A 24,208-nucleotide genomic window follows, 5' to 3' on the forward strand; every position below is an offset into this window, starting at 1 on the left:
CGGCTCCTTTCACGCCTCAGCACCTTTTTTCCCGGAGTGAGCGGGATGATACCTCTCGATGAGGCTCCTGTCCATTCTGGTCAGCATCGCCTCGGGCAGGGTGGCGAGCAGCTCCCATGCGAGGTTGAGAGTGAAGTCGATGTCCCTGTCCTCCTCCCTTCCCTGCCGAACGAACCTGTCCTCGAACATATCGGCGAACTGAAGGAACTTCTTGTCGCGATCCGACAGGGCCTCCTTGCCGACGATCGCCGCAAGCCCCCGGAGGTCGCTGCCCTCTGCGTAGGCTGCGTAGAGCTGGTCCGAGACCGCCTTGTGGTCCTCTCGGGTCATCCCCTTACCGATACCTAGATTCATGAGCCTCGAGAGCGAGGGTAGGACGTTGATCGGGGGATAGATGCCCCTCCTGTGCAGCTCCCTCGATATCACGAGCTGCCCCTCGGTGATGTAACCCGTAAGGTCAGGTATCGGGTGGGTGATGTCGTCGCCGGGCATCGTAAGGATAGGGAACTGGGTGATCGTGCCCTTTCTGCCCTTTATTTTCCCAGCCCTCTCGTATATGGTGGCGAGGTCGGTGTACATGTAGCCCGGGTAGCCTTGCCTGCCCGGCACCTCCTCCCTCGCGGCGCCGATCTGCCTCAAGGCCTCGCAGTAGTTGGTCATGTCGGTGAGGATGACGAGCACGTGCATATCGTGCTGGTAAGCCAGGTACTCGGCCGCGGTCAAAGCCAACCTCGGGGTAATCAGCCTCTCCACGGCCGGGTCGTCGGCGAGATTCAGAAAGACCACCGCTCTCTTGAGAGCCCCCGTCCTCTCGAAATCGTGCATGAAGAACTGGGCCTCCTCGTTTGTTATGCCCATCGCCGCAAAAATCACCGCGAACTCGCCCGTCCCCCCCGGGACGCGGGCCTGCCTCGCGATCTGGAGTGCGATGTCGTTGTGGGGGAGCCCGGACCCTGAGAATATGGGGAGCTTCTGGCCCCGGACAAGGGTGTTCATTCCGTCAATCGTCGAGATCCCGGTCTGGATGAACTCCCGTGGCGAGTCACGGGCCCAAGGGTTTATGGCGGACCCTAGGATTTCTAGGCGCTCCTCGGGAACTATCCTAGGTCCCCCGTCGAGCGGCTCTCCCCCGCCGGAGAGAATTCTTCCAAGAATATCAGGTGAGACGGGCAGTTTGAGCGTCTCTCCAAGGAATGTGACACCGCAGGATCTGTCCATTCCCGCCGTGCCCTCGAATATCTGGACTACCACAACCTCCCTCGAGGTGTCAAGCACCTGGCCCTTCCTCCTGCTACCGTCGGGGAGGGAAACCCTGACGAGTTCTCCGTAGCCCACGGGTTCCGTCCTCTCAACGAAAATCAGAGGCCCGGCAATCCTGCTCACGGTTCTGTACTCCCTAGTCATCCACTCACTCCTCCTCCTCCGCCTTTCGCTTCCTGAATGGCACTGTGAGGTAAATCACGAGAAAAGCCATGAGTCCTAACAGCAAGCCCAGCAGCGCCCAGGAGTGCCAGCCGACGACCCCCTGTAGGTTAGATGGCGGAGGCGAGCGAACCTCGACCATGACAGAAGCCTCTGAAAAGTCGTAGCCGTCGCTAGTCTTCAGCACTACCCTGTGCTGCCCTGGCCCGGTGAATACATAAACCGCCTCAGGGCCGTTGACCTGCCGGCCCTCTATATCCCACAGAAATTCGAGGTTTTCCGGGGGGTCGTCCGGGTCCGTGGTTCCGCTGGCGCTGAACTTAAACTCTTCGCCGACCAGCCCAACGAGCTTTCCCGCGCTGATGCTGGCCGTTGGTGGCAGGTTGCGCACCGTCACGTTGAGGGATGTGGAGGAGAGGGCGCCCTCATCGTCCCTGACGGACAGGGTCACCGTGAAATTGCCCTTTTTTGTGAATGTGTGGGCGACAGTGGCCCCCGAGGCTCTGCGTCCGTCCCCGAAGTCCCAGAGGTGCTCCACCACGGCCCCGTCGGGGTCGAAGGATATTGAGTTGAATTTAAATTCGGTCCTCACGTCCCCGTTCCTCCTTTTTGCGACAGCCTCAGCAACCGGCGGTGCGTTCAGGACCCTGACAACCACATCAGGGCTCCACCCGCTCTCCGCCCCTGAGTCGTCCAGAACCCTCAGCCTTGCCCGGTAGCTCCCTTTCTGGCTGTAGCGGTGATGGGTTACTGGCTCCGCCACCCAACCCGATTCCTCACCGTCACCGAAATCGAAGAAATAGTGGGTGATGCGGCCGTCGTCAACGGAGCGTTCTCCGGAGAACTCAAGCCACTCCCAAACCGCCACTGTTGCGGGGGTCGCGTGGAGCACCGGCTCCGGCCGGGCGTTTAAATAGACGTCGGATGAGAGGGAGTTGTCACCCTCATCACTCTCTACGACTTCTCCGGCCGGGTCCACAACCACTGTGACGAAATGCCTGCCCGGAGAGGCGATGAGCCGAATGGATATCTCAGCGTTCCCTCCGGGAAACAGCCCGGAACAGCCCGCGCGTCCGAGAAGAGATGGCACCGTATCCTCCAGCCAGAACTCCACCTCAAAGGGCCCTGCGTTAGCCCTGCCTGTGTTCTCGACCACAGCGCTCAGGGAGGTGGTCTCTCCGCCCGTGGCGCCGGCCGGAACCGAGAGCGAGCGGGGCATGACGCGGAGATTTGGGAGGAGAGGTTGCGGTGGAAGGATTCTCAGCATTGTGGACAAGATATTATTGCTCTCGTTCCTTTCGTAGAATCGGTCGTCGGGATCTACCCAAGCCACTAGTTCATGCTCTCCCACGCTCAGTGAGAAAGGAGCACTCAGAGAGACCCGCCCATGCGATGGTAGGGCCACTGCATCGCTCCACACCGGCGCACCATCCGCTAGGAGCATCACACCCAGCAGCTCCGCATCCATCGAGGATTCGCTAGAGAGACCGATTCTTGCCACAATCGCTCCACCCTCTATTGGCTCGCCCTGCAACTCAAATCCGGATAACGAGAAGTCCAGGGAGGCCTGTGCGGTCGGGGCCTCATTATTCGATGTGGCGATGTCCAGAAGCCATCCGTCTGGATCTAGCTTTACAGTGTCCGCTTCCCGGTCAATCTCAAACCGAAGGACCGTGACACGATCCTTTCTGAGCGAGGCCCGGGGAAAAAAGGCGATGGTCTCTCCTTCATTCATCACCGAGAGGTCGATTGGAAGGAGAGGCTCCGCGGCCCTGCTCTCCACCACAACCTCGACCATCTGCTTCCCTTCCTCTCCCTGGAATACAGTCGCACAGGCGATGGCGCAGTCAAGCCTCTCCTGAGAGAACATCCAAAAAAAGAAGAACACTGAGAGGTCGCGTCCGGTCGAGCTCTGGATGTGCTCCATGAAGTCGTAGAAGTTGACCACCTTTCCCGAGAATTTCTGATGGAAGGAGGAGAGGCTTCTATTGAACTCCGCGCTGCCGATTAAGTAACGGAGCATGTGCAACACCCACGGCCCCTTGTAGCCAGCGAGGTCGTAGTTGGTCCCTATCAGCAGGGGCTCCGGGCCGCCGGGAGCGACGAAAAGCTCAATGTACCTCTGCCTGCAGAACTCGAGGTAGCCCCGGGAGCCGTAAACCTCCATCTCGTACATCGCCTCACTGTATCCGGCGAAGCCCTCCCTCAGCCAGCTCTCCCCCGCCCCATCAGCCTCTATATCCACGCCCCACCACTGGTGGCCGAGCTCGTGGGAGAGGAGTCTATAGGGAAGGGGGCCGTCGAAATTGCGGGAAGAGAGCCAGAGCATGGACGGAAGGCTCTGGCCCCATGCAGCAAACCGGCCAGGCACCTCCACGACCGTAAGATCGCGGAAGCCTGGGGGACCAAAAAGGGAGGTATAGAACTCCACAATCCGGGCCATCTCGGAAGCATAGGAGGGGGCGGCTGGGGCGTGTTCCGGTCTGAAATAAAGGCGATAGATATGGTCGGAGGTCTGGTGCTCGGTGAATACGTAGCGCCCGACCGTGAATGAGAGCCCGATAAGAGGTATCCGCGATTCCCATATATACGTGACCGTGGCATTGGGGGTCTCATGAACTTCCCCGACGAGTTCACCGGGTCCAATAGCCATCTTTCCCTCGGGAAGGGTCAGGGATAGGGTGGCCCGGGCCCGCTCCATCCTCTCGTCCCCGGGGAAGTACCAGCCGTAGGACCTGACCCAGCTCCCTTCGGGACCGATGTAGTCCCAGTAGCTCTCGCCCCCGTCCTCGCTGTAGGCCACTTCTCCGGAGTAGTTCAGGGTAATGTTGAGCAATGTTCCTGCGCCCACCTCCCGGCCGAGCGAGACGGCGATGAAGGGGTCGAAAGAGCGCTCCACGCTCAGATTCCCGAGGGAAGGCTCGTGGGCCTCTGTCACGTTCATCGCGGGGTTGAGCTTCAGGAATACTCTGGAGGTGTTCTGCAGCGCCTGTATCGACACTACCGCGCTGACGCTCAGGGCGTGGCCCGCCTCATCCACCACCGCTCGGGCGCGAATCTCGAGCAGCCTGGACACGCACCCCTCCTCCCTCCTGAGCTCTGTCGCTGGGGTCCGGGCGTCGCCTCCCCCCGACCTCGGGGGAAACGGGGCGCACACCGAGGCGAGCAGAACGAGCATAGCCACCGATTCTCTCAGCATCATCCTGAACCCCGCACCATCACCTGCCCATCGCCGAGAACTCGGACGCCATCAGCTCCATCACCTTCTTCATCTCGCTCTCGAAGTCCCTCTCGAATCTGGACCTAGCCAGAAGCTCACTCGAGCGCACGGCCGTGATTCTCGACAGAGGAGCGCCGGCTTCGAGGGCCTGGAACGCGAGTTCCGAGAACCTCCTGATGGCCGAGAGGAGAGCGTACTGCCGGGCCATCGAGCAGAAGGAGTCGACCTCGTGGTAGGCGTTTTGCTGGAGGAATATCTCCCTTATCATCCTGGCGACCTCGAGCAGGAGCTGCTGCTCATCGGGGAGGGCGTCCGACCCGACGAGCTGGACAATCTCCTGGAGTTCCGACTCTCTTTGTAGGGTCTCCATCGCCCAGGCCCTAAGCGCGGGCCAGTCTTTTGAGACGTTCTGTTCGAACCATTTATCAAGGGTGGCTGTGTAGAGGCTGTAGCTGGTCAGCCAGTTGATTGCCGGGAAGTGCCGCCGCTGGGCGAGCTTAGCGTCGAGCGCCCAGAAGACCTTGACGATTCTCAGCGTGGCCTGGGTAACGGGCTCGGAGAAGTCGCCGCCCGGCGGGGACACGGCGCCTACTATGGTGACGGACCCGTCGAGGTCGCACAGCGTCTGGACCCTCCCCGCCCTTTCATAAAAAGCGGATAACTTGGCGGAGAGGTAGGCGGGGTAGCCTTCCTCCCCTGGCATCTCCTCCAGCCTAGAGGATATTTCCCTCAGCGCCTCCGCCCATCGCGAGGTCGAGTCCGCCATCAGAGATACGTTCCACCCCATGTCCCTGTAGTACTCCGCTATTGTCACTCCCGTGTAGACGCTCGCCTCTCTCGCCGCCACCGGCATGTTAGAGGTGTTCGCGATGAGGACCGTCCGGTCCATCAGGGGAGCCCCTGTCCTTGGGTCCTGTAGGCGCGGGAACTCTGTCAGAACCTCGGTCATCTCGTTTCCCCTCTCGCCGCAGCCCACATAGACCACTATTTCCGAATCGCTCCACTTGGATAGTTGGTGCTGGGTGACTGTCTTCCCGCTGCCGAACGGCCCCGGTATCGCGGCAGTGCCGCCCTTGGCAACAGGGAAGAGCGTGTCCAGAATTCTCTGGCCGGTTATCAGGGGGACGTCGGGCATCCTCCTCTTCTTGAACGGCCGCCCCAGCCTTACGGGCCACCTCTGCATGAGCCTGAGGGGTGTGCCGTCCGAGAGTGTCGCAATCACATCTTCTACCGTATACCGGCCGGCGCTGATGCTCGTGAGTGTTCCGGAGACGTTCGGCGGAACAAGAATTCGATGCTCTATGAACTTCGTCTCCTGAACAGTACCAATTATCTGCCCGGGCCGGACATAATCCCCCGCCTTCACCCTAGGTAGGAACTCCCAGCGCCTCTGGCGATCCAGGCCTGGCGCGCTCACGCCCCTCCGGATAAAATCGCCCTTGAGCTCTCTCAGAACTGGCAGGGGCCGCTGAATTCCATCGTAAATAGACTTCAACAGCCCAGGACCAAGCTCCACCATCAGCGGTGAGCCCGTATTCACGACCTCCTCTCCCGGCCGAATTCCTGAGGTGTCCTCATAGACCTGAATCAGGCTCCTCGGACCCTCAAGACCTATGACCTCTCCCATCAGCCTCTCCCGGCCGACCAGAACCACGTCGTACATCTTTGGCTTGATGCCCTCGGCGGTGACCACCGGCCCGGAGACCCTGTAGACCTCGCCCTTCTCCTCCATCCCCTGACCTCCGAATCTATTCAATCCACTTACTTCCATAAATCCACACCGACGACGTGCAATATCCTCTCCCTTAGATCCACCTCCTCTATCTTTCCGATGGCGATTACCACCGGCTCCACGCTCTCTGCCATCGATTTCCTCAGAGAAGGGGAAATCCTGCGAAAGTCAGTGTCCATGACGACCAGAATGCCTACTTCCCTATCCCCCATCGCCTTCTCCATCAGCCTCTCCATCTCCTCGACGCTGTCGCCCTTCACCTCGTAGACCTTGCGAACACCGGCGAGCCTGAACCCGGTGACGAACTCTTCCCTCCCCACAACCGCCAGCTCCATATCAGCCCTCACGTGAAAAGCAGGCCCCGGATGACCTCTTCCGGGAGGCCGCTCTGCTTGCCTCTGGCTATTGTTCTCAAATTGTCCACTTCTATTTTTTTTCTCAGCAAATAGTCCATTACCGGGATTACGGAGAGGGGATATGTGTGTGAGAACCGCCTGGCCCTCTCTAGGAGATACCTGTCGAGCGCCAAGAAAACCTCATGGAGCGACCCGGAGTTTTTGATCCGAGTGGCCGGCTCCCTAATGCTCTCATAAATTTTCGTTCCCACGAGACACTGTAGGAGAGATTCGATGCCCTCCGCAGCCACGAGCTTCCTGAGTTTCGATGGGTCGAGCTCCTCCCCCCCATCGACTAACAGTTCCCGGGCTGCCTCGGGGCTCGATGCCTCGGCCTTCAGCCTGAATAATGTCTTGAGATTGACAATGTCAGTCTCGACTCTCAGGAACTGGAGAAAGAGACGATTGGCCTGCGTTTTCTCTGGCACAAACCGGAGGAGGCGCTCGTAGTAGCTCTTCTCCAGGGCGTTCTCCAGGTCGGCTAGAACTGGCACCTCTCCTTTCTCTCCAAGTAGGCGTAGCAGAAGTGGCTCGAAGTCGTGCTCCCTCCCCTCCCGCTTCAGCACAGAAATCATCTCGTTTATGTCAGCGGCTGCGAACAATGCCGCGAAGTCCTCCTTATTAAAAACGCCTGCCGGCACAATGTCTCCCTCAACTTCACTCCACGAAATCCCCGCGAGCCGGCCGCGCAGTACGGTCTTGAAGTTCCATACATCCCAGCGATTGAGGTACCTGCGCACAAGCTCCCTCAGCTCTCCCCTTGTAAAACCGATGATAGTATTGTAGGTCCTAGCGAGGTTGAGATATGTCGCTCTCTCAATGAGGTCGACCCCCCCATAGCGCCCAGAGAGCTCCTCCACCTCGCTCCGGTATTGCCCTTCGCCGATGAACCTGCCGATTTCAGAGAGTCCCATCTTCAGCAGCCTCGGGTAGGTATCTGGGGGCAGGAGGAGGGCTCTCCTAGCCTTCACGCGGGCGCATGTGTAAGCATAGTTGCCCTCGTGGCCGGCTTCACCGGAGAGTGTCATGATTCCTCCCTATCTTCATTTTGGGAAAAGGAGAGTGTGGACCTCTTTCATTGTGCTCTCCACAACTTCCTTAAAGATGGTATCATAGGTCAGGTCGATCCTCACAGAAGCGTCCGGGCTCTCGAGAATAAGGCCTCCGAGGCAGTTGACGGTGCCGGCGTAGGCCGAGCCGAGCCGCCTTCTGAGAAACTCCTCATTTCTCGGGCACGAGAGGACCCTATAGCCCGGCGGGACCTTTTTCAGCAGCCTCTCCAGAATCGCCTCCTCCTCGGCGCCCTGGAGCGCCGAGATCCTCCGGCGGGCCGCTTCCGCCGCCGCCTCCAGCATCTCCCTTTCCATCCGGAGGCGGTTCCGCTTCGCCTCGAGCTCCGCGCTCGCCAGCTCGCGCACCCTGAGCTGGGCCGCCTCCTTCTCGGCCTCGGCCAGCCGCTTCTCTCTCAGCTCCCGCGCCCTCTCCCGGGCCTCCGAGAGAATTTTTTCTCTCTCGGCGCGGGCCTCGGCGAGTATTGAGGTGGCGCGCCTCTCGCCCTCCGCGAGAATGTCCTCGACGACCTGCTCTAGACCCATCCATTCCCCCTCGAGCCGCTCACACTTTCCCCATCAGCATGTAGGCGATGACGAGGCCGAAGAGAACGATTGTCTCGGGGACGACCATGTACACGATGCCCCTGACGAACATCTTCTCGTTCTCCGCGGTCGCGCCGACCGCCGCTGCACCAATTTCCTTCTGCGCCCACGCCGTGCCGATTCCCGTCCCGGCTATCGCTATCCCGGCCGCTAAGGCGACCAAACCACTTCCGATGTCCATTTTTCCCACACTCCTCAGGTCTCTGTCGTATATCTCCTCCAGTATCCGAAAGGTCTGAACTTGATTCCCCCTCCCTTGTAGAATTTGGTGAAGAACTCGACGTAATTGAGCCTGAGGGCCTGAATTCCCGACGAGATGGAGCCCAATACAAAGACGAGCATGTGGGCGAGTATTAGGAGCGCCCAGCCAGCGAGGGCGAGGCCAATGCTCCCGCCGGTGACGAGCGGGAGGAGGATGCTGTTGAATGCGAATGCCATCGCCCCCTTCGCCACGCCTATCGCCGCCAGCCTGGTGTACGAGAGGATGTTCGAGAGCGCGCTGAACACCTCCATTAGAGCCAGGGGGCCCTCGCCGATGGCCGCGAGGGCGACGCCGGGCACAAGGGATGCGACGGAGGCGTATGGAATAAGTAGGCCGATGCCAGGGTCCCAGTACGCGCTGAAGGGCGCTAGCGGACCCGCCCAGAGCCACGCGCCGAGAGAGTTCTTATCGGCGAACTTGAGGATGATCAGCCCGAAGCCGAAAACGATCATGAACCAGCCCACCTTACCCGCCGCGCGCCGCCGGCTGTGCTGCCACTCAGTTACAGCGCCAAGCAGGTGTCCCAGGCATAGGTGCACCGAGCCCGCCACGACCGAGAAGACCATCAGGGTCGAGAGGCCGGAGGCCTCGAGCTTGTGGATGGAGGCCTGAACCGGGATGTCGAGGCCGGTGAGGCTCTCCCAGCTGACCTCACCGCCCCCCTCGCCGTGTGCGGCGGAGTGGAAGGGGACTCCGAACGCTTCGGCGAACACGAGGGCTCCGAATATGGAGGCGAACAGACCGGCCGCGAGAATGTAGGCCCCGAGCTCGGAAAAGCCCTCCCATTTCTTTAGCTTCGTCCTGAATATCAGTCCGGTCGCGATGAGCAGTGCCCCGTACCCGAGGTCCCCTATCATCAGTCCGAAGAAGAACGGGAAAACTAGCGCCAGGAGCACCGTCGGGTCGAGCTCTTTATAGCTGGGAAGGGAGAACAGCTCTATGAGGGCCTCGAAGGGCCTGAAGGGCCGTGGGTTCTTCAGCGCCACCGGAACTCCCGCGTATATGTCGTCCTCTCCCTCCCCCCTCTCGACCTTTCTTCCCTGCCCCTTCGCCCCAATAGCATCCTTTTTCCCCTCCGCACGTTCTGTGGTCCCGCGGGCCTCCTCCAGCCACTCCTCCTCCTCCAGCGCCTCTATATGGATGTGGTCTCCCGCGGCCCTCCTGAGGGCCTCCGCGGTCCTCTCCAGCTCGTCCGTTGGGACCCAGCCCTCGATGACGAAGGCCGTGTCCGTGGTTGCGAATCTCAGCGGGGCCTCCGCCTTCTCGATTTCAATCGCAAGCTCCTCGGAGCATGCCAGAATCTCGTCCCTGTATTCCTCCCTCGCCAGGGCCAGCCTCCTCTTGACCGCCTCGAGCCTCTCTCGCTTTTGTTCGATTTCCCGCTCGAGGGCGGCAAGAATTCTGGATGGGTAGCCCTCCCCCTCCGGAGCCCTGAGCTCGGTGAAGTCGTGGCGCGCGAGGACCCTCTCCACCTCCTCCCTCTTCGACTTGTCGACGAAGAGCGCAAAGGGCCCCTCGGGGCCCCGGGTGAACAGCTCGAACCTGTCCGTCACGCGCTCCAGTTCCCGCTCGAAACCGGCGCGGGCCTTTCCAGTGAAGACCGCCAGGCTGTCGTAGGGCCTGTAGGCCTTGAGGGGAAGGGGCAGCTCGGCGAAAGAGAGTAGAGAGGCCCTCCTCTTCTCAAGCTCGCGCAGGCCGCTCTCGAGCTCCTGCCTCTCCGCCTCCAGCCCCCTGACCTCTCTCTCAAGATTCGAAAGCAGCGCGTCGAGCTTTTTCCGCGCCGTGGCAGAGGGAAGTGGATTATGCGTGGGACCCTCTTCCACGCCCAGAATTTTGGAAGCGGCGCGCAGCCTGAGCAGCCTCTCGGAGCTCTCGGCGGAGCCCTCCATCGGTGTCCCGATTACGAACCCCTCGTACTCCTCCCGGTAGTCGGTGATGTGCATGGAGCGCTGGGCGTGGAGAGTCTCGACGACGCTCCTCATACGCTCCCTGGGGCCCGCGACCACGACGCGGCTCATCCGTCTCGGCCTAAGCATTCAGCCGCCTCAGGAACTCGCTGTGGATGAATTCCGCCGCCTCCCTCACCCTGGCGGAGGCCATCTCCCTCCTGTCTGCGAGGCTCTTCTGGGCCTGGGCCATCATCCGAGCCCTCTCGTCCTGAATTGCCTTTTCGGCCGCGCGGAGCCGCTCCGCGGCCTCCGCCTCGGCCTGGGCTGTGGCCTCCTCAAGAATTCTTCGGGCCTCGCGGCGGGCCTCCTGAACTATTCTCTCCTTCTCACCCAGCGCGGCCTCCTCCGCCTCCCTCCTCCGTGCCTCCGCCTCGCGTATTCTGCTGAGCACCTCCTCGCGAGCCAAGACTACAACCTCCCCACGGACAAGGCGGAATTCCCTGCTCGGGCGGATTATATTGTTTGTGTTGAAATAGTTTGTGTTGGGGGCTCCGCTCTGGGAGCAGCCCGTTCGGACCGGCCCCCGCTAGCTTAATACTGGGCACCGCAATCATCTCTCCGTGCAGACGAGATGCCCCCGCTGCGGGAAGGAGCTTCAGGAGAGGGACAGAGACTTCCCCTGCCCCTCCTGCGGCGCCGCTGTGATTTCTTCAACCGCCGACGGGGGGGACCCATCGCGAATTCCGCCACCCACGATTCCTTCCAGGACAGCACCCCCGGACTCGCCGGGGAATTTCGCGGGGCCACCGCGGGACACCTTCGACGACGAAGAAGCGATTCCTCCCGTGGTCTCCATCGCCGTTGCCGAGGGTCCGAGGTGGAAGGCCGTCCTGATGGTGCTCCAGCACCTCGCGAGGCTTGCTGGAATTCTGGTTTTCTTTCTGGCGATGGCTCTCTCCCTCGCAGCCCTGGTCGCCGGAGTCCCGGAGGTCTTCAGAATGGCCCCGGAGAGCGAACGGGGCGCGGCACTCTATATCCTCACTCCCCAGCCCATTGCATTCGCCGAGCTCACCGGGCCCTCTTTTCTCGCATGGTACGCAGCCCTTGTGGCCGCGATTCTCCTCTCCTTCGCCTCCATCGCCTGGAGCGAGCGGGGGAGAATCAGGACTTTCCTCGCACTCTGCGTGAAGCGCTTCAGGGCTCCGGACCGGCGCTCGGGAGATGGTTTTGTGCAGCTCCCCCAGCTCTTTCTCGCTGTCTTCTTTTTCGACTTCATCTATACTCTAGTGGTCGAAGCCACCGGTAACGCCCCGAGAGCTCCTGATTTCGGAGAATATCCACGGTGGTACCTCCTCTTCACTTTTGCCCATGCCTCAGTCTACGAGGAGCTTCTTGCCAGGACTTTCCTCCTCGGGCTCCCACTACTCATCGCACACGCCTTCGCCCACGCCTCAGGAGAGGCCTCCGGCAGAGGACTGCTCGAGTACTTGCGCTGCCGTACCACGAAGGGACTCCGGGGATACTTTCTCGGAGGGGGCTTCGGAATCGGTCCGCTAGAGGCGCTTTTCCTGGTCGGCTCGTCGCTCATGTTCGGCCTGGCCCACGTCCCCGGCTGGGACCTCTGGAAGGTGCTGCCAACATTCATCGCCGGCCTAGCCTTCGGCTACCTGTTCCTGAGGGTTGGCCTCCACGCCGCCATCGCCCTCCACTTCGGCTTTGACTACCTGTACCTCGGCCTAGTGCTTGTGCCGGGCTTCGACGAGCTCTGGGTGGTTTTCCTCCCGCTATGGCTGCTCGTGGGGGCTTTCTACTTCGGCCACTACGCTTCCCAGACCCTCCGGTGGCTCAGGGAGATATTTTCCAGATATGCAGAATCGAACACCCTCCCGGCCCGGCCATGTTGAGTGCGGAGAGTCCCATCGGCATGTTACCGGAAATAACTCTCTTCCTTTCCACCTCGCCTCCTTTCGCCTCTCTTCCCTTTTTCGGGTCCCTCCCCCATCTCCCGCTGCGGGAGAGACCGTTCCCTGAGCTCCTCCCCTGGCCCGTTGGAGCGCCGGACCGAAAAGCCTTTTACCTCGCCAATGAGCCCCGCTTCCTCCTCCCCGTCCTCGACCACCTCCTCGCCCGCTCCCCCGCCACCCTCCGGGGATACGTCGCCCCCGGCGCCCTCCCCGGCCTCGGCCTCTTTTTCCTCAGCCCTCTCCTCTGTTTTTTTCAGGAACCGCCTCTCGTACCAGCTGATCAGCTCCCACTCGTCAGTAGGACGCCCGGCGTCCTTTTCTGAGAACTCAATTCTCAGTCCCCACCTCCGCGCAAACTCCCTAGCGGCCTCTTCCGTGCGCTCCCCGATCATCTGGGTTATGGTGAGAACACCAGCTCGCACGGTGGCTTTGAAGGCCCCGGTCATCTCCGTTCCATCCAACACGACGAAACACGCGCCCATCCCGAAGCGGTCTCTTATCTCTTGGGCCATGTAGTGTGAGAGGGCGTCAGAAGGGCTCAGAACCACCCTCTCTCTGAACTCCATCTGGGGCACTTTATCGAGGTCTTCTTTGATGATCCAGAAAAGGGCCTCGGAGCCTTCGACCAGATAGCCCTTGACCAGCCAGCCTTCGTTCTCCCACTCCTTTAGCAGTCCCCGGAGCTCCGCCATCTTGAACTCGTGCTTGACATAGGCCGAGAGGGCCTCTGCGTTCACGAGACCGAAGTTCTCTACGATTCTCCTCAGCACCCGCCGCCTCGCCTCCTCAACCGTGAGCTGGGATTCTTTGGTCAGCACATAGCGGTTCTTGGAGTCCCGAATCACAAATAAACCGGCGTAGAGCTTCTTCAGAGCCTCTGAGAAGGCCTCATGCGAGAGCGAGACCCTCCGGCTCAGATCTGCGCGAGATATCGGTGTGTAGAGAGGTATCGCCCCGAGCACCTCGCGCATTTCCTCGTCCACGGGCCGGTTCTTCGCCTTTTTATATAGGAGAACATCCGAGGGGAGGCAGTTCAGGAGGTGCTCCGGAATTCCGAGGCATGAAAGGAGCGCACCGGCTCTCACCAGCCTCCAGAGGGGGGTGAAGAGCTGGACCCTGATACCAGCCTCGAAGTCCGAGCGCAATCCACCCATGTATTGGGCGGCCTCGAGGGTATGCTTGAACCTGTTTTCTGGGTGGATGTGCTGCTTCCAGAGTAGGTACGCCAGCGCCTTTCCCTTAGGAAAGACATTTGGAACAAACTCCCCTTTGAGCAGATTGCCCTGAACGACCTGGTAGCCCTTCGAAAGGAATGTGTCGAGGTGACGCCGCTCCAGCTCATCAATGGACTTGCCGAAAACCCTCCTGACGCGGATGATGTCCGTGCCCATAGAGCGGTAGTAGCCCATCACGAAGTCCAATTCATCGAGAAGCTCGGGGAGGAGAGAGGTGTCGTCAAGGCTTATGTCCCTCACGTCCACGCAGCCGCTCATCTGCCACTTCTCCACCATTCCGATCAGGATGCCATTCTTGATAACTGGGAAGAACCAGCCTTCACCATAGCGGTTTGCTACCTCCGCCCAGAGCCGACGGACGTATGGGTCGTAGAGAGAGAGAATTCTCATCCTGTCCCTGACCTCGCCCGGCATCACCCTCTCAAGCTCGGGAAGCTCCCTCTTCAGGATGTAAAGGTCGATGGGCGACGTCCCAACCGAGATTATCCTCTCCACCTCGCCCCGCTCCTCAAGCTGCTGCAGCTTCTCAACGAGAAAATCGTAGTCGAAGCCCGTGGCGCTTTTAATGCCGCCTATGTGGAGCGGTCCATAGGCCTCTAGAACGCGAATCAGTAGCTTCTCCTCAGCCCCTTTCTCTCCACCTTCAATGTCAAAGCAGAAATACCGGTTCCTCGAGGACCACTCGCGCTTCTCGAAAAAGCCTCGGACCAAATAGAGATTCCGGTCGAGCTTGTCCAGCGCCTCCTTTAGCTCCTCCCTTGATACTCTTTTTTCAGAGAAGCCCTCGACTAGCTCGGAGAATGTTGAGCCCGGGTTCTTCCTGAAGAACATTAGCACCTCCTCGTCCAGCTGGGAGAGCTGCTCTTTTCTATATACAGAAACATAAAGAGGCGCGTCCGAGGCCCTGATATACCCGACCCGCCCGTGGAAGAATCTGCCGTTCAAGACCTCGCCCTTCCTCCTCATCTCCCACCAGGTCTCTAGGTCAAAGCTCTCCAAGCGGTTGAATAGGTCGTATGCCATCCCCGCCTCGTAGAGCCTGCTAAAGTAATCGTTTATGCTCTGGAAACCATAGAACTGTTTCTTCAGCAGGAATTGCATTACTTGGCTTTCGTCAAAAGTTCGGGCCCCGTTCGTCCTAGCCTCAAGCCGGAGGCGGTCCTTCGTCAGCATGTACTGTGTGGCGCCAGAGGCCTCCGTGAAGCTCCCCGAAGAAACCTGCCCCTCCTCCTCGAGGGATGTGAGCACCTGTTCCACCGATGCCTCGTCTAAGGCGAGCGCAAAGGCGAGCTCCGCGAGCGACATCGGGCCGCCGAACTCGAGCGTCTGTAGCACCCTCCGGCGGAGCGCGTTCTGGAGGTCCACCCGAGGAATTCTGGAGACATCTCTCGGCTTGTAAACGGGGCGGCCGTCGGGGTCGTCGGGCAACCTTTCGACAAGATAGGCCTGTTCCAGCCTCCTCAGAGCCGCCTGGGAGCCCGCATCGTAGGGAAGCTTCTTCCCCCTCTTCAGCATCAAGAGCACCCGCTTCTCGGCGCTACCGGGCTTCCTCTTGTCAGCGTAGATCGCGTAGTACGCTGGCAGCTCCTCCGCTGGCACCCAGACTGGTCCATTGCACCACGCAAAAACAGCCTGACCGTCCCGAATCAGCTCCAGTGCCCACCTCTTCGTTGTTTCGAAGTCAACGTTGGATAGATCGTAAACGTTCCTGCCCTTCTGCTGGAGGAGGTTCAAGGGCCCGACCCTGCGCATGATGTAGAGGATGTCCGCCTTCTGGTCAATCCTCATCTCCTTTCCACGGAAGTAAGCTCTCACGTCCTCGACCGAGAAGCGTGGCGCCATTGCGCCGCTTTCCTGAAATGCCCTGCTCAGCACACGTCTGTGCAACTCCCTCAGGAGCGCGGATCGGTCTTCCATGAGCACAATGTCCGATATACCCATAAGCACGAGACTGTGCGCGAAGGGCGAGGGCAGATCCGTTGGGCCCTGGTAGCAAACCTCAAGTCGCCCCTTCTTTATTCCCTCCACGACCTTCATTGCACCCTCAATGTCCATCGCATCCTGAAATATCTCGTTGAATGTCTCCGCCATGACCGGGAACTCCTCGTCGTCCAGCAGCTCCAGAATCCGGGAGGCGTGGTAGAGCTGGCGCGAGACCGGTATCTCCCTCCCCTTGTAGTTTCTGAGAATCATGAAGCTGCGCATCGCGCAGTGCCTGAACCTCTGCTTGAAGAGCTCCGTGCCCTTCACTGAGGCCCTCAAAAGTCTCTCGAGGTTCTCCGGGGTCACCAGCTTCTCGATTTTCTTGAGAGGTATTTCCTTCGGCAGAGTGATAAGGAAGCCATCATCGGATAGGGATATAGAGGCGTTGACTCCGTACTCCTTCGTCAGCGCATAGGCGTAGGCCCTCGAGAGGGCGTCGTTTGTTCTTCTGCCGAAGCAGTAGTGGAAAATTAGATTGAAGTTCCCCCTACCATCCCTGTACCCCTCTATGACCAGGCGCCGGTCGGTGGGTATTTTCGGAGAGATGGCGAGCTGCTCCTTAAAGTAACTAATGATGCTTTTCGCCGACCCGGGGTCGCATCTGTATTCCTTCATCAGCCATTCCTGCAGCCCTTCACCTGATTTCGAAACGAGACGCTTGGCCATCTCCGCCCTGAACCTCCCAATCTCGAGCGAGAGGTCGAATGTGCGGGGGAGCATCTCACCGCTCCAGGATGGAACTGTAGGTCTCCTGCCCCGGGCGTCCTTGACAAAGACCTTCATTCCGCGCGATCGGTCGAACTCGTAGGTCTTCCCCCCCAGAAGAAAAATGTCCCCGCTCCTCAGCCTCTCGACAAACTTCTCGGAGAGGGTGCCGAGCGGTACGCCCTTCTCTGAGAAGACCTTGTAGGAAGACTCCTCAGGAATCGTTCCCCCGTTAAGGAAAAAAATCATCCTACTGCCCTTCCGGATTCCGAAGGTCCGATCCTCATCTCTGTAGGAAATTTTCGCATAGGCCTCACCCTCGAGCGAGTGTCTGCCCGCGAGATAGCTGAGCACGGAGTAGAACCGCTCCTCCGGCATGTCCCGGTAGCAGTAGGAGCGCCTGATGAGCGCAAGCGCCTCCTCCGCGCCCCAGCGCCTCTCGAGAGACATTCCGACCAATGTCTGAGCGAGTACGTCCAGGCAGCCCTTTGGTATCTGAATTCTGTCTATGTTACCTGCATAGGCGTTTTTGACCAACACCGAGCACTCCACGAGGTCGTCGTTGTCGAACACAATGATTCTACCTTTCGGCGTTTCATAGACCCCGTGCCCGGCCCTCCCTATCCGCTGAATACCCTTCGCAATCGACTTGGGGGAGCCGATCTGGCAGACTAGGTCTATGTGGCCGATGTCTATTCCCAGCTCCAGCGATGTCGAGCAGACCACAGCTCTGAGTTTCCCGCTCCTGAGCCCCTCCTCGACCTCGAGCCGGGTCTCCTTGCTCAAGCTGCCGTGGTGGGCGGCGATGCCCTCCACACCCCTCTCTTTTAGCTTGTGGACCACTGTCTCCGTCCCGCTCCGCGTGTTTGTGAATATCAGGGTTGTCCTGTGTTTCTCGATTAGCTCCTTCAGTTTGTCGTACATCTTCCAGTTCGCGACTTCGTAGGGAACGGCGCTCAGGTCCTCCACTGGGCAGAGGATGCTCAGGTCTAGGCCTTTCTGCGCACTTGCGACGGCGATGGACACGGGCCTGAGCCTCCCCCTATTGTCGTATCCGACTAGGAACTTAGCTATCTCTGTGATTGGGGCCTGGGTGGCCGAGAGCCCTATCCGAGTGAACTCGCTACTACAGTACGCCTGCAGCCTCTCGAGGGTTAGGGAGAGGAGAACCCCCCTCTTCGAGCTGCACACCTCGTGGATTTCGTCCACAATAACATAGCGGACGCCCATGAAGTTCTCCCGGAATCTGGGCGCGGAGAGCACCATCGAGAGCGATTCTGGCGTAGTGATGAAGAGGTGGGGGGGGAGCCTTGCCATCTTCTGCCTCTCATAGGCGCTGGTGTCGCCCGAGCGGACCGCGACCCTTATGCGCGGCCCCTCCCCGCCCCTGGATTTCGCAAGCGCCCTCAGCTCCCTGAGGGGGGCTTGGAGGTTCTTCTCGATGTCGTTTGCCAAGGCCTTCAGTGGGGATATGTAAATACAGTAGATTCTGTCCTCCAGCTTCCCGCTCTCCTGAAGTACCAGAAGCTCGTTGATTATGGATAGAAAAGCGGTGAGGGTCTTCCCGCTACCAGTTGGCGAAGATATCAGCACATTCTCCTGAGCATGAATCAGGGGGATGGCTAGGGCCTGCGGCTCGGTCAGCTCCCTGAACTTCCCCCTGAACCAATCCCTGACCAGGGGATGCATCAGAGAGAGCATCTCCTCGAGCGTGTGCCTCTTCGTTACGAACCTAATGCCCAACCGGCCATTCCTCCTTGGATTAATCAATAGTCATTAGAGCTGGTGGTAATAAATATTTTCTAGATACGACAGACCGTTTTATATAGATTTAAATAATCATAGACCCCTCACATTTATTACCCCGGAAGCAGCTTAGTGTTAACGGGTGACGTCCTTTTTGAAGCGGGCCACAACAAATGAGGCAAAGGGCGTGAGGACCGCTCCGGAGCACCAGCGTAGCTCTCTCTTCGTCGCGGGGCCGTCCCATCGGTCCGCGCCCCAATCTCTCCCCCTCCTCTGCGCCTTCCTTTTCCTAAAAAGGAAAAGGGCCCTTGCTACAGCAGTGGCTTCCGCGGACCCTAGCCATCCGCCATGGATGGCTCCCCCTCCAGCCTCGGCACCTCCGAGGGTACCAGGGCCACTCCAAAAATTCCGGAGCTCACACTCCATCCCCGCCCAGCATTCCGCATCGGTGCCGGTCAGACCTCCGGCGCAGGAAAGTAGGGCGTGTTCTGTAGTTCCGCAGCCCACTCCCCCAACTCATGCACAATTTCCCTATTACTATTCTCAACCGGCCGCTGCCCCTCAGCCCGGCATCTTCACGTCTCTCCCCTCACGCCCAACGCCCCATACACAGTCCCAAGACACTGAGGAGCGCCCATCGCCTGGGCCCCTCTACGAACTCCTTGGTATCACAGGCGTGGAAGGCCGTCGCCAGCCACCTCCTCCAAAGGTAGTTAGAGAATTCCATCCCCCGCCGCCCCGCATCGTGGGCGAGATTCCCTCCTCGCCCCCGAGAATAGTTTCCGCAACACCTCGCCCCTGTGCACCCCCGACTGCCCCGCCCGCTTCCACCCATCCAGAGCCTCAGGTCCCGACGCTCTTTCTCGACAACGTCCCCGTCATCGAGCTCCCGAAGCCCCCCGAGAGGCCTCACTTCATAACCCCTCCGCCCCCAGATAGCTGGTTCAAGCCCCAGGAGATGGTGGCTCGGGGAGCCGAAGTCGACCCGACCCTGCCCTACAATCCATGGGAGGAGAGAAGGAAGAGATGAGCCTCTTCCACTTCACAGAATGGGGCGGCATCTCCTGAGATGTAGGGCTGAGTCTGGAGTCTTGCCACGCGGGTGTGCCTTTACCAAAACATTATTATCGGTTACGGTGCTCGCCGGGTCGAGATGGCCATCATAGAAGCGAGGGGACTGACCCGTACATTCGGCAGAATTCGGGCTGTGGACGGCCTCGACCTGAGCATCGAGAGGGGCGAGATATTCGGCCTGCTAGGTCCAAACGGCGCTGGCAAGACGACGACGATAGGGATGCTCTGCACAATCATCAAACCGACCTCAGGAACCGCCAGCGTCGCCGGGCACGACATCGTCCGCGACCCGGCCGGGGTTAGGAGAAAGGTGGGCATCGTCTTCCAGGACCCCACGCTCGACACTGTTCTCACGGGCAGGGAGAATCTCGAGCTGCACGGGATGCTCTATGGAATTCCGCGGGAGGTCAGGCGGAGGAGAATTCAGGAGCTGTTGGAACTCGTGGACCTCGTGGACAGGGCGGACGACGTCACCCGGACCTACTCCGGAGGAATGAGGAGGAGGCTGGAGCTCGCGCGCGGGCTGCTGCACAGGCCAGCGGTCCTGTTCCTCGACGAGCCAACGCTCGGCCTGGACCCCCAGACGCGGGCCAGGACCTGGGAATACATAAAGAAAATGGCGAGCACGGAGCAGACCACTGTCGTCCTGACCACGCACTACATGGAGGAGGCGGAGCAGGTCTGCGACCGGATTGGAATAATTGACCATGGAAAGATAATCGCCCTCGGGAAGCCCTCCGAGCTCAGGGATGCCCTCGGGGGCTACATGGTCGTTCTTAAGGTCAGGGACCCGCCCGTTGAGAAAATAAGAGCCCTCCCCTATGTCTCGGATGTTAAGCTAAACGCGGGTTTGGTCGAGATAGCGATGAGGGAGGCCCACCTCCACCTCCCGGACCTTCTTTCGAGGGTGCCCGGCGTGGAGTGCGTGGAGACGCGTGTCCCGACTCTGAACGACGTCTTTATCAAGCTCACCGGGCGAGACATCAGGGACGAGAGCGGCGAGGACAGCGGCGGCTGGGTCGAGAGCGTGGCGAGGTTCCGGCAGAGGGGGAGGTAGATGGCGGGGGGAAAAGAGGCAGAGCAGAGCGCCGGACCGGCCGGCAAGGGCGGGGGCTCCAGACCGGCAGATGGCCCGGCGCCACCACCCCATGATGCAGAGGCAGGGCTCAGGAGCGGCGGCTCCTCTGGCTCTGTCTCCCCCTCCCGAAGCACACGACCGGCGCAAGAGGGGGTCACGGAACCACCGGCTCTGATGCGCGAGCTCGGGGGCGTCGCCGCTGTGTGGTACAGGGAGTTCAAGGTCTTCACGCGCGAGAGGAGCCGGGTGGTCTCGAGCCTCGTCTCGCCCCTGATGTGGCTCTTCCTGTTCGGAACGGGCGTGGGCTCGGCGGTTGATATCGGGGGCGTGGACTACCGGTCCTACATCTACCCGGGGATACTGGCGATGGCCGTGCTCTTCGGCTCGGTCTTCTTCGGGCTCTACATCGTGTGGGACCGGAAGCTCGACGTCCTCAAGGCGGTGCTCGTCGCGCCTGTATCGAGAATAAGCATATTCTTCGGCAAGGTTCTGGGGGGGTGCACCGACGTCATCATCCAGGCCTCTGTACTCCTCCTACTCTCCTTCCTGTTTCCCTCGGTCAACCCCTGGGGCATCCCCCTCGCCCTCCTGATTCTTCTGGTCACGGCGATAGCGATGGTCTCGCTCGGCCTCGCCATCGGCTCCCTCTTCGAGAGCCTCGAGGGCTTTCAGGTCGTCTCAACGTTCCTCGTTTTCCCCCTCTTTTTCCTCTCGGGGGCCCTCTTCCCCGTGGACGAGAGGCTCCCGGGCTGGCTGCTGGGCGCGGTCAGGCTCAACCCGCTCGGCTATACCGTGGACGGGGTTCGCGGCGCCCTCCTCGGTCTAAACACCCTGCCCATCTATCTCGACCTGGGCGCGGTCGCGCTCTTCGCGCTCCTCATGATTCTACTGGGGAGCTGGCTGTTCAGCAGGATGAAGTGAGGCGGGAAGCCGGAGCTTGTACCATAAATCTGGGCCATTAAGCCACATCATCGCGGCCAGTTAAGCCACATATTCGAGGCCACTGGACCGCTTTTCGAGATAAACAATCTATACCACAATGAAGAAAAAATCTCCCGTGAGGCGAATGAAAATCAGATTGGCGGCCGGGCTGGTTGTCAACGCAATGGTGCTGGTGGCGATAATGCCGTGGACAGGTACAGCGATTGGCACGCCCGGAAGTGTCTGTGGTTCAGTCAACGCTGAGGACCCATACTGGCTGAGCAACTGGAGCGGCGTCATGCATCAATTTGATTCATATGAACAAAACTGGGTGACAGGAATCACATTATACGAAGGGTTTTACTCCTCGGGTCAGGGCGACCAGAACGGCTTCAATCGCTACATTGCCGAGATGACGATTCCATGGATAGGAATTCAGATGGTCAATGAAAACATGACCCGGTATAATTACTCAGAGGAAACGGCCGAGTACCATCTCTATCTTGACCCCGAAAATCCAAATATCATTGTTCATAATTATACACAGGAAAAGCCATGGTATTCAGTGAAAATAACATACATTCTGGACGCTGATGGAGACTCTAATATCGACTGGGAGATATTGGAATATATAGAATTATCATCACCGGGACAGAATCCTGCGCGGATTAGATTGGAATACACGATAGGCCAAGTACATCCCAACTGGAACACTGTCCAGGAGATTGAAATCCCATTCCTGATTGATGCCGATGTCTACGACACACCCACTAACAATTTTTACTGGGGAACAATCAATCCCCCAAATCCCCCAACGCAGGTGACATCGGAAACCTGGGTCAACGCAGGAGGGCGATACGCCAGAGTCGCCAGAACAGACCCCGGCAACGAGCGGGCTATTGACGTTTTTTCCAACCCCGCTGTCAACCCAACGAATTTAAGATTCTATTTCCTGACCCAGAACGGGGCGGGAGAGTATTCGCAGCACCCCTCGAGCTATTTAGATAATGAGAATCTTCAGGACATGAATGGCCTCGTATGGTATGTCGAACTATTCCGGCCAGCACAGAACAATCCACCCCCAATATTTGGCCAGGGCCAGTGGAACGGGGTCTTTTGCGAGGGTTTTCAGGCGTGATTCTCCTGCTACCGGTCGGCTCCGCTGGCTCGTTAGCCTCCCTCAACTCTTTTTTTCCACGCTCCATTTATTTTCATTTTCATTAAATATGGAGCGCAGGAGTATCAATTCAGGAGCCAGAATATTATAATGCGTTCTAAGGCTCAAGGCTCAATAATCTATAAATATTGTGCTGTTCAATGATATATGAGAGGGGCCGAATGTGGCCATAAGGAATTCGCTCTCGACGGATTTCACGCCATACCGGGTCTGGTCTGGATGCCGAGTCCTAGCCGTACTCACAGCACTCAATATACTCCTGAATGTGCCTTCGCTTGGTCTATCAAACACATCGCCTTTGCTTGATGTGTCGCCTCCCACGGATACCCGGGCCCCGTGGTGGGACATCAACTGGACCAACCGGAGGCCAATAACCATCAGCGGAAAAGGAATTCCGCAGAATCTCACCGACTATCAGATTCTTATCAATGTCTCCTGGTGCGAAGGCATGTCGTCATCATTCTCGGACCTGCGGTTTGTGCAGTACGACCAGTTGTCCGGAGAGAGTAAGGAGCTTCCTTATTTTATAGAAAAAAAGACGGATAGAGAACTCGCGAGCGTTTGGGTAAAGGTCTGGAGAATAGGAAGAAACACGGATACGGATATATATCTGTATTATGGGGATCTGGGCGCCTCAAGCGCATCGAACAGTAGCGCCACCCTTGAGATATATAGTCCTTTTTATTTCAGCCTCGACGGATGGACTTACGGAGGTCCGCCGAGCTATGAGCTCAAACTGGATGGCTCAACCGGAAATCCCCCTCCCTCCTCGATGATCCTGGGCAATTCAGGACCCATTTCCGAGCCTGGTCAAGCCTACATAGAGAGAAACATAAGCAAGCCACTTGGTCTGGGCCTTCAAATAACTATTGACTATCGTGCACGCGCAGCAATTAAATATGCTGCTAACTCTCATCTGTGGCTTCTTGCTCCGGAGGATAACCTGGTGTATGAGTTTACATATGTGTCGGAAGGCGAAATCATCGATACGGGCTGGATAAACGATAATCAGAAGAAAATCCTGTCTGAAATCCATAACATTTCTGAGATAAGAATAAGGCTGGGAGTCATATTTAAAGGACCCTATATTGACTTTCAAAATTGGTTTGATAATGTGAGAATTGTTAAATATATTTATCCCGAGCCAACCTGGTCCATCGGTCCAGAAGAGCGCCCCATAAGCCTGAAGTCCCTCGAAATCTCCCCGCCCCAGCCCTCCGAAGGTGACGAGGTGCTCGTCAACGCCACATTTTCCAGTCTGGTGCCGTTTGACCTCGTCAGGGAGGTCTCACTCCACGACGGCGAAGACTTCAACTCTTCCGTCACCATCGCCAGCAGGAACGTCAGGCTCGGCGCCTCCTCCGACACGCCCGTCTCCCTTCCCTGGGTGGCCTCCGGCGGCAAACACACCCTCTGGCTCGCGATATCCGGCGAGCCAGTAGCATCAAAAGCGATTTATGTGAACCACTACCCCACCCTACAGCCCGTACCGGACCAGTTCCTCACCCAGGACCGCCCCTTCGCTCTCGTGCTCCATGCCGAGGACACAGACGGCGACAGACTCAGCTGGTCCGACGACTCCCCCATGTTCAATATCATACCCATCGGAGACCGGAGCGCCGAAATCAATTTCACGCCCTCCAACGACGATGTCGGCCTCCACACGGTCAACATAACCGTCTCAGACCCACACGGCTGCTCCGACAGAAAAATGGTGAATTTCACGGTCAGGAATGTAAACGATAATCCG

At 59.0% G+C, this 24,208-nt stretch carries 17 protein-coding genes; 6 read left to right on the plus strand and 11 right to left on the minus strand.

Translation table 11 applies throughout. From position 1 onward, the window contains the following. Positions 1-9: 9 nt before the first annotated feature. The 9 genes from QW379_02820 to QW379_02860 are packed head-to-tail and all read right to left on the minus strand — an operon-like array spanning position 10 to position 11,041. The gene (locus QW379_02820) at positions 10-1,404 is read right to left on the minus strand and encodes a V-type ATP synthase subunit B (GenBank protein MEM2869338.1); all 1,395 of its coding nucleotides are present in this window, start codon (positions 1,402-1,404) and stop codon (positions 10-12) included. A 4-nt stretch (positions 1,405-1,408) separates the two neighbouring features. After that, positions 1,409-4,624 (minus strand): PKD domain-containing protein, encoded by a 3,216-nt coding sequence (locus tag QW379_02825; GenBank protein ID MEM2869339.1) that lies wholly within the window; start codon positions 4,622-4,624, stop codon positions 1,409-1,411. A 16-nt stretch (positions 4,625-4,640) separates the two neighbouring features. Continuing rightward, complete coding sequence (locus QW379_02830) at positions 4,641-6,374, minus strand: ATP synthase subunit A (protein MEM2869340.1); 1,734 nt, start codon at positions 6,372-6,374, stop codon at positions 4,641-4,643. A 29-nt stretch (positions 6,375-6,403) separates the two neighbouring features. Next, a complete protein-coding gene (locus tag QW379_02835; GenBank protein ID MEM2869341.1) occupies positions 6,404-6,709 on the minus strand; it encodes a V-type ATP synthase subunit F in 306 nt (101 codons plus the stop codon). Between the two features lie 8 nt (positions 6,710-6,717). Continuing rightward, on the minus strand, positions 6,718-7,797 hold the full coding sequence (gene ahaC / locus QW379_02840; GenBank protein ID MEM2869342.1) for an ATP synthase A1 subunit C: 1,080 nt from the start codon (positions 7,795-7,797) through the stop codon (positions 6,718-6,720). Positions 7,798-7,812: 15 nt separating this feature from the next. After that, the gene (locus QW379_02845) at positions 7,813-8,364 is read right to left on the minus strand and encodes a V-type ATP synthase subunit E family protein (GenBank protein MEM2869343.1); all 552 of its coding nucleotides are present in this window, start codon (positions 8,362-8,364) and stop codon (positions 7,813-7,815) included. Positions 8,365-8,383: 19 nt separating this feature from the next. Beyond that, complete coding sequence (locus QW379_02850) at positions 8,384-8,605, minus strand: hypothetical protein (GenBank protein MEM2869344.1); 222 nt, start codon at positions 8,603-8,605, stop codon at positions 8,384-8,386. Positions 8,606-8,619: 14 nt separating this feature from the next. Further along, positions 8,620-10,722 carry a V-type ATP synthase subunit I gene (locus QW379_02855; GenBank protein ID MEM2869345.1) on the minus strand — a complete coding sequence of 701 codons (2,103 nt, stop codon included), beginning with the start codon at positions 10,720-10,722 and terminating at the stop codon, positions 8,620-8,622. After that, complete coding sequence (locus QW379_02860) at positions 10,715-11,041, minus strand: hypothetical protein (GenBank protein ID MEM2869346.1); 327 nt, start codon at positions 11,039-11,041, stop codon at positions 10,715-10,717. The genes QW379_02855 and QW379_02860 overlap by 8 nt, the downstream gene beginning before the upstream one ends. 154 nt (positions 11,042-11,195) lie before the next feature. Here QW379_02860 and QW379_02865 point away from each other — a divergent pair, with 154 nt between their 5' ends. Further along, a complete protein-coding gene (locus QW379_02865) occupies positions 11,196-12,479 on the plus strand; it encodes a CPBP family glutamic-type intramembrane protease (GenBank protein MEM2869347.1) in 1,284 nt (427 codons plus the stop codon). A 23-nt stretch (positions 12,480-12,502) separates the two neighbouring features. Here the strand turns inward: QW379_02865 and QW379_02870 are convergent, their stop codons facing one another. Continuing rightward, the gene (locus QW379_02870) at positions 12,503-18,205 is read right to left on the minus strand and encodes an ATP-dependent helicase (GenBank protein ID MEM2869348.1); all 5,703 of its coding nucleotides are present in this window, start codon (positions 18,203-18,205) and stop codon (positions 12,503-12,505) included. Positions 18,206-18,343: 138 nt separating this feature from the next. After that, positions 18,344-18,715 (minus strand): hypothetical protein, encoded by a 372-nt coding sequence (locus QW379_02875; protein MEM2869349.1) that lies wholly within the window; start codon positions 18,713-18,715, stop codon positions 18,344-18,346. A gap of 238 nt (positions 18,716-18,953) precedes the next feature. On the opposite strand from QW379_02875, the gene QW379_02880 reads away from it, so the two are divergent. The 5 genes from QW379_02880 to QW379_02900 form a co-directional block, all read left to right on the plus strand. Next, positions 18,954-19,238: a hypothetical protein gene (locus QW379_02880; protein MEM2869350.1), complete on the plus strand. Its 285-nt coding sequence runs from the start codon at positions 18,954-18,956 to the stop codon at positions 19,236-19,238. Positions 19,239-19,361: 123 nt separating this feature from the next. Further along, positions 19,362-20,339, plus strand: a complete 978-nt coding sequence (locus QW379_02885; protein MEM2869351.1) for an ATP-binding cassette domain-containing protein — start codon at positions 19,362-19,364, stop codon at positions 20,337-20,339. Then, positions 20,340-21,281 carry an ABC transporter permease gene (locus QW379_02890; protein ID MEM2869352.1) on the plus strand — a complete coding sequence of 314 codons (942 nt, stop codon included), beginning with the start codon at positions 20,340-20,342 and terminating at the stop codon, positions 21,279-21,281. A gap of 136 nt (positions 21,282-21,417) precedes the next feature. Then, positions 21,418-22,419, plus strand: coding sequence for a hypothetical protein (locus QW379_02895; protein MEM2869353.1), 1,002 nt, complete (start codon positions 21,418-21,420; stop codon positions 22,417-22,419). Between the two features lie 202 nt (positions 22,420-22,621). Then, positions 22,622-24,208 (plus strand): DUF2341 domain-containing protein (locus QW379_02900; GenBank protein MEM2869354.1); only part of this gene is annotated, 1,587 nt, incomplete at its 3' end.

The sequence above is a fragment of the Thermoplasmata archaeon genome (assembly GCA_038851035.1).
Taxonomy (GTDB): domain Archaea; phylum Thermoplasmatota; class DTKX01; order VGTL01; family VGTL01; genus JAWCLH01.

Coding starts and splice junctions, on each gene's coding strand:
- QW379_02820 (MEM2869338.1), bottom strand. CDS start 1,404: ATGACTAGGGAGTACAGAACCGTGAGCAGGATTGCCGGGCCTCTGATT.
- QW379_02825 (MEM2869339.1), bottom strand. CDS start 4,624: ATGATGCTGAGAGAATCGGTGGCTATGCTCGTTCTGCTCGCCTCGGTG.
- QW379_02830 (MEM2869340.1), bottom strand. CDS start 6,374: ATGGAGGAGAAGGGCGAGGTCTACAGGGTCTCCGGGCCGGTGGTCACC.
- QW379_02835 (MEM2869341.1), bottom strand. CDS start 6,709: ATGGAGCTGGCGGTTGTGGGGAGGGAAGAGTTCGTCACCGGGTTCAGG.
- ahaC (MEM2869342.1), bottom strand. CDS start 7,797: ATGACACTCTCCGGTGAAGCCGGCCACGAGGGCAACTATGCTTACACA.
- QW379_02845 (MEM2869343.1), bottom strand. CDS start 8,364: ATGGGTCTAGAGCAGGTCGTCGAGGACATTCTCGCGGAGGGCGAGAGG.
- QW379_02850 (MEM2869344.1), bottom strand. CDS start 8,605: ATGGACATCGGAAGTGGTTTGGTCGCCTTAGCGGCCGGGATAGCGATA.
- QW379_02855 (MEM2869345.1), bottom strand. CDS start 10,722: ATGCTTAGGCCGAGACGGATGAGCCGCGTCGTGGTCGCGGGCCCCAGG.
- QW379_02885 (MEM2869351.1), top strand. CDS start 19,362: ATGGCCATCATAGAAGCGAGGGGACTGACCCGTACATTCGGCAGAATT.
- QW379_02890 (MEM2869352.1), top strand. CDS start 20,340: ATGGCGGGGGGAAAAGAGGCAGAGCAGAGCGCCGGACCGGCCGGCAAG.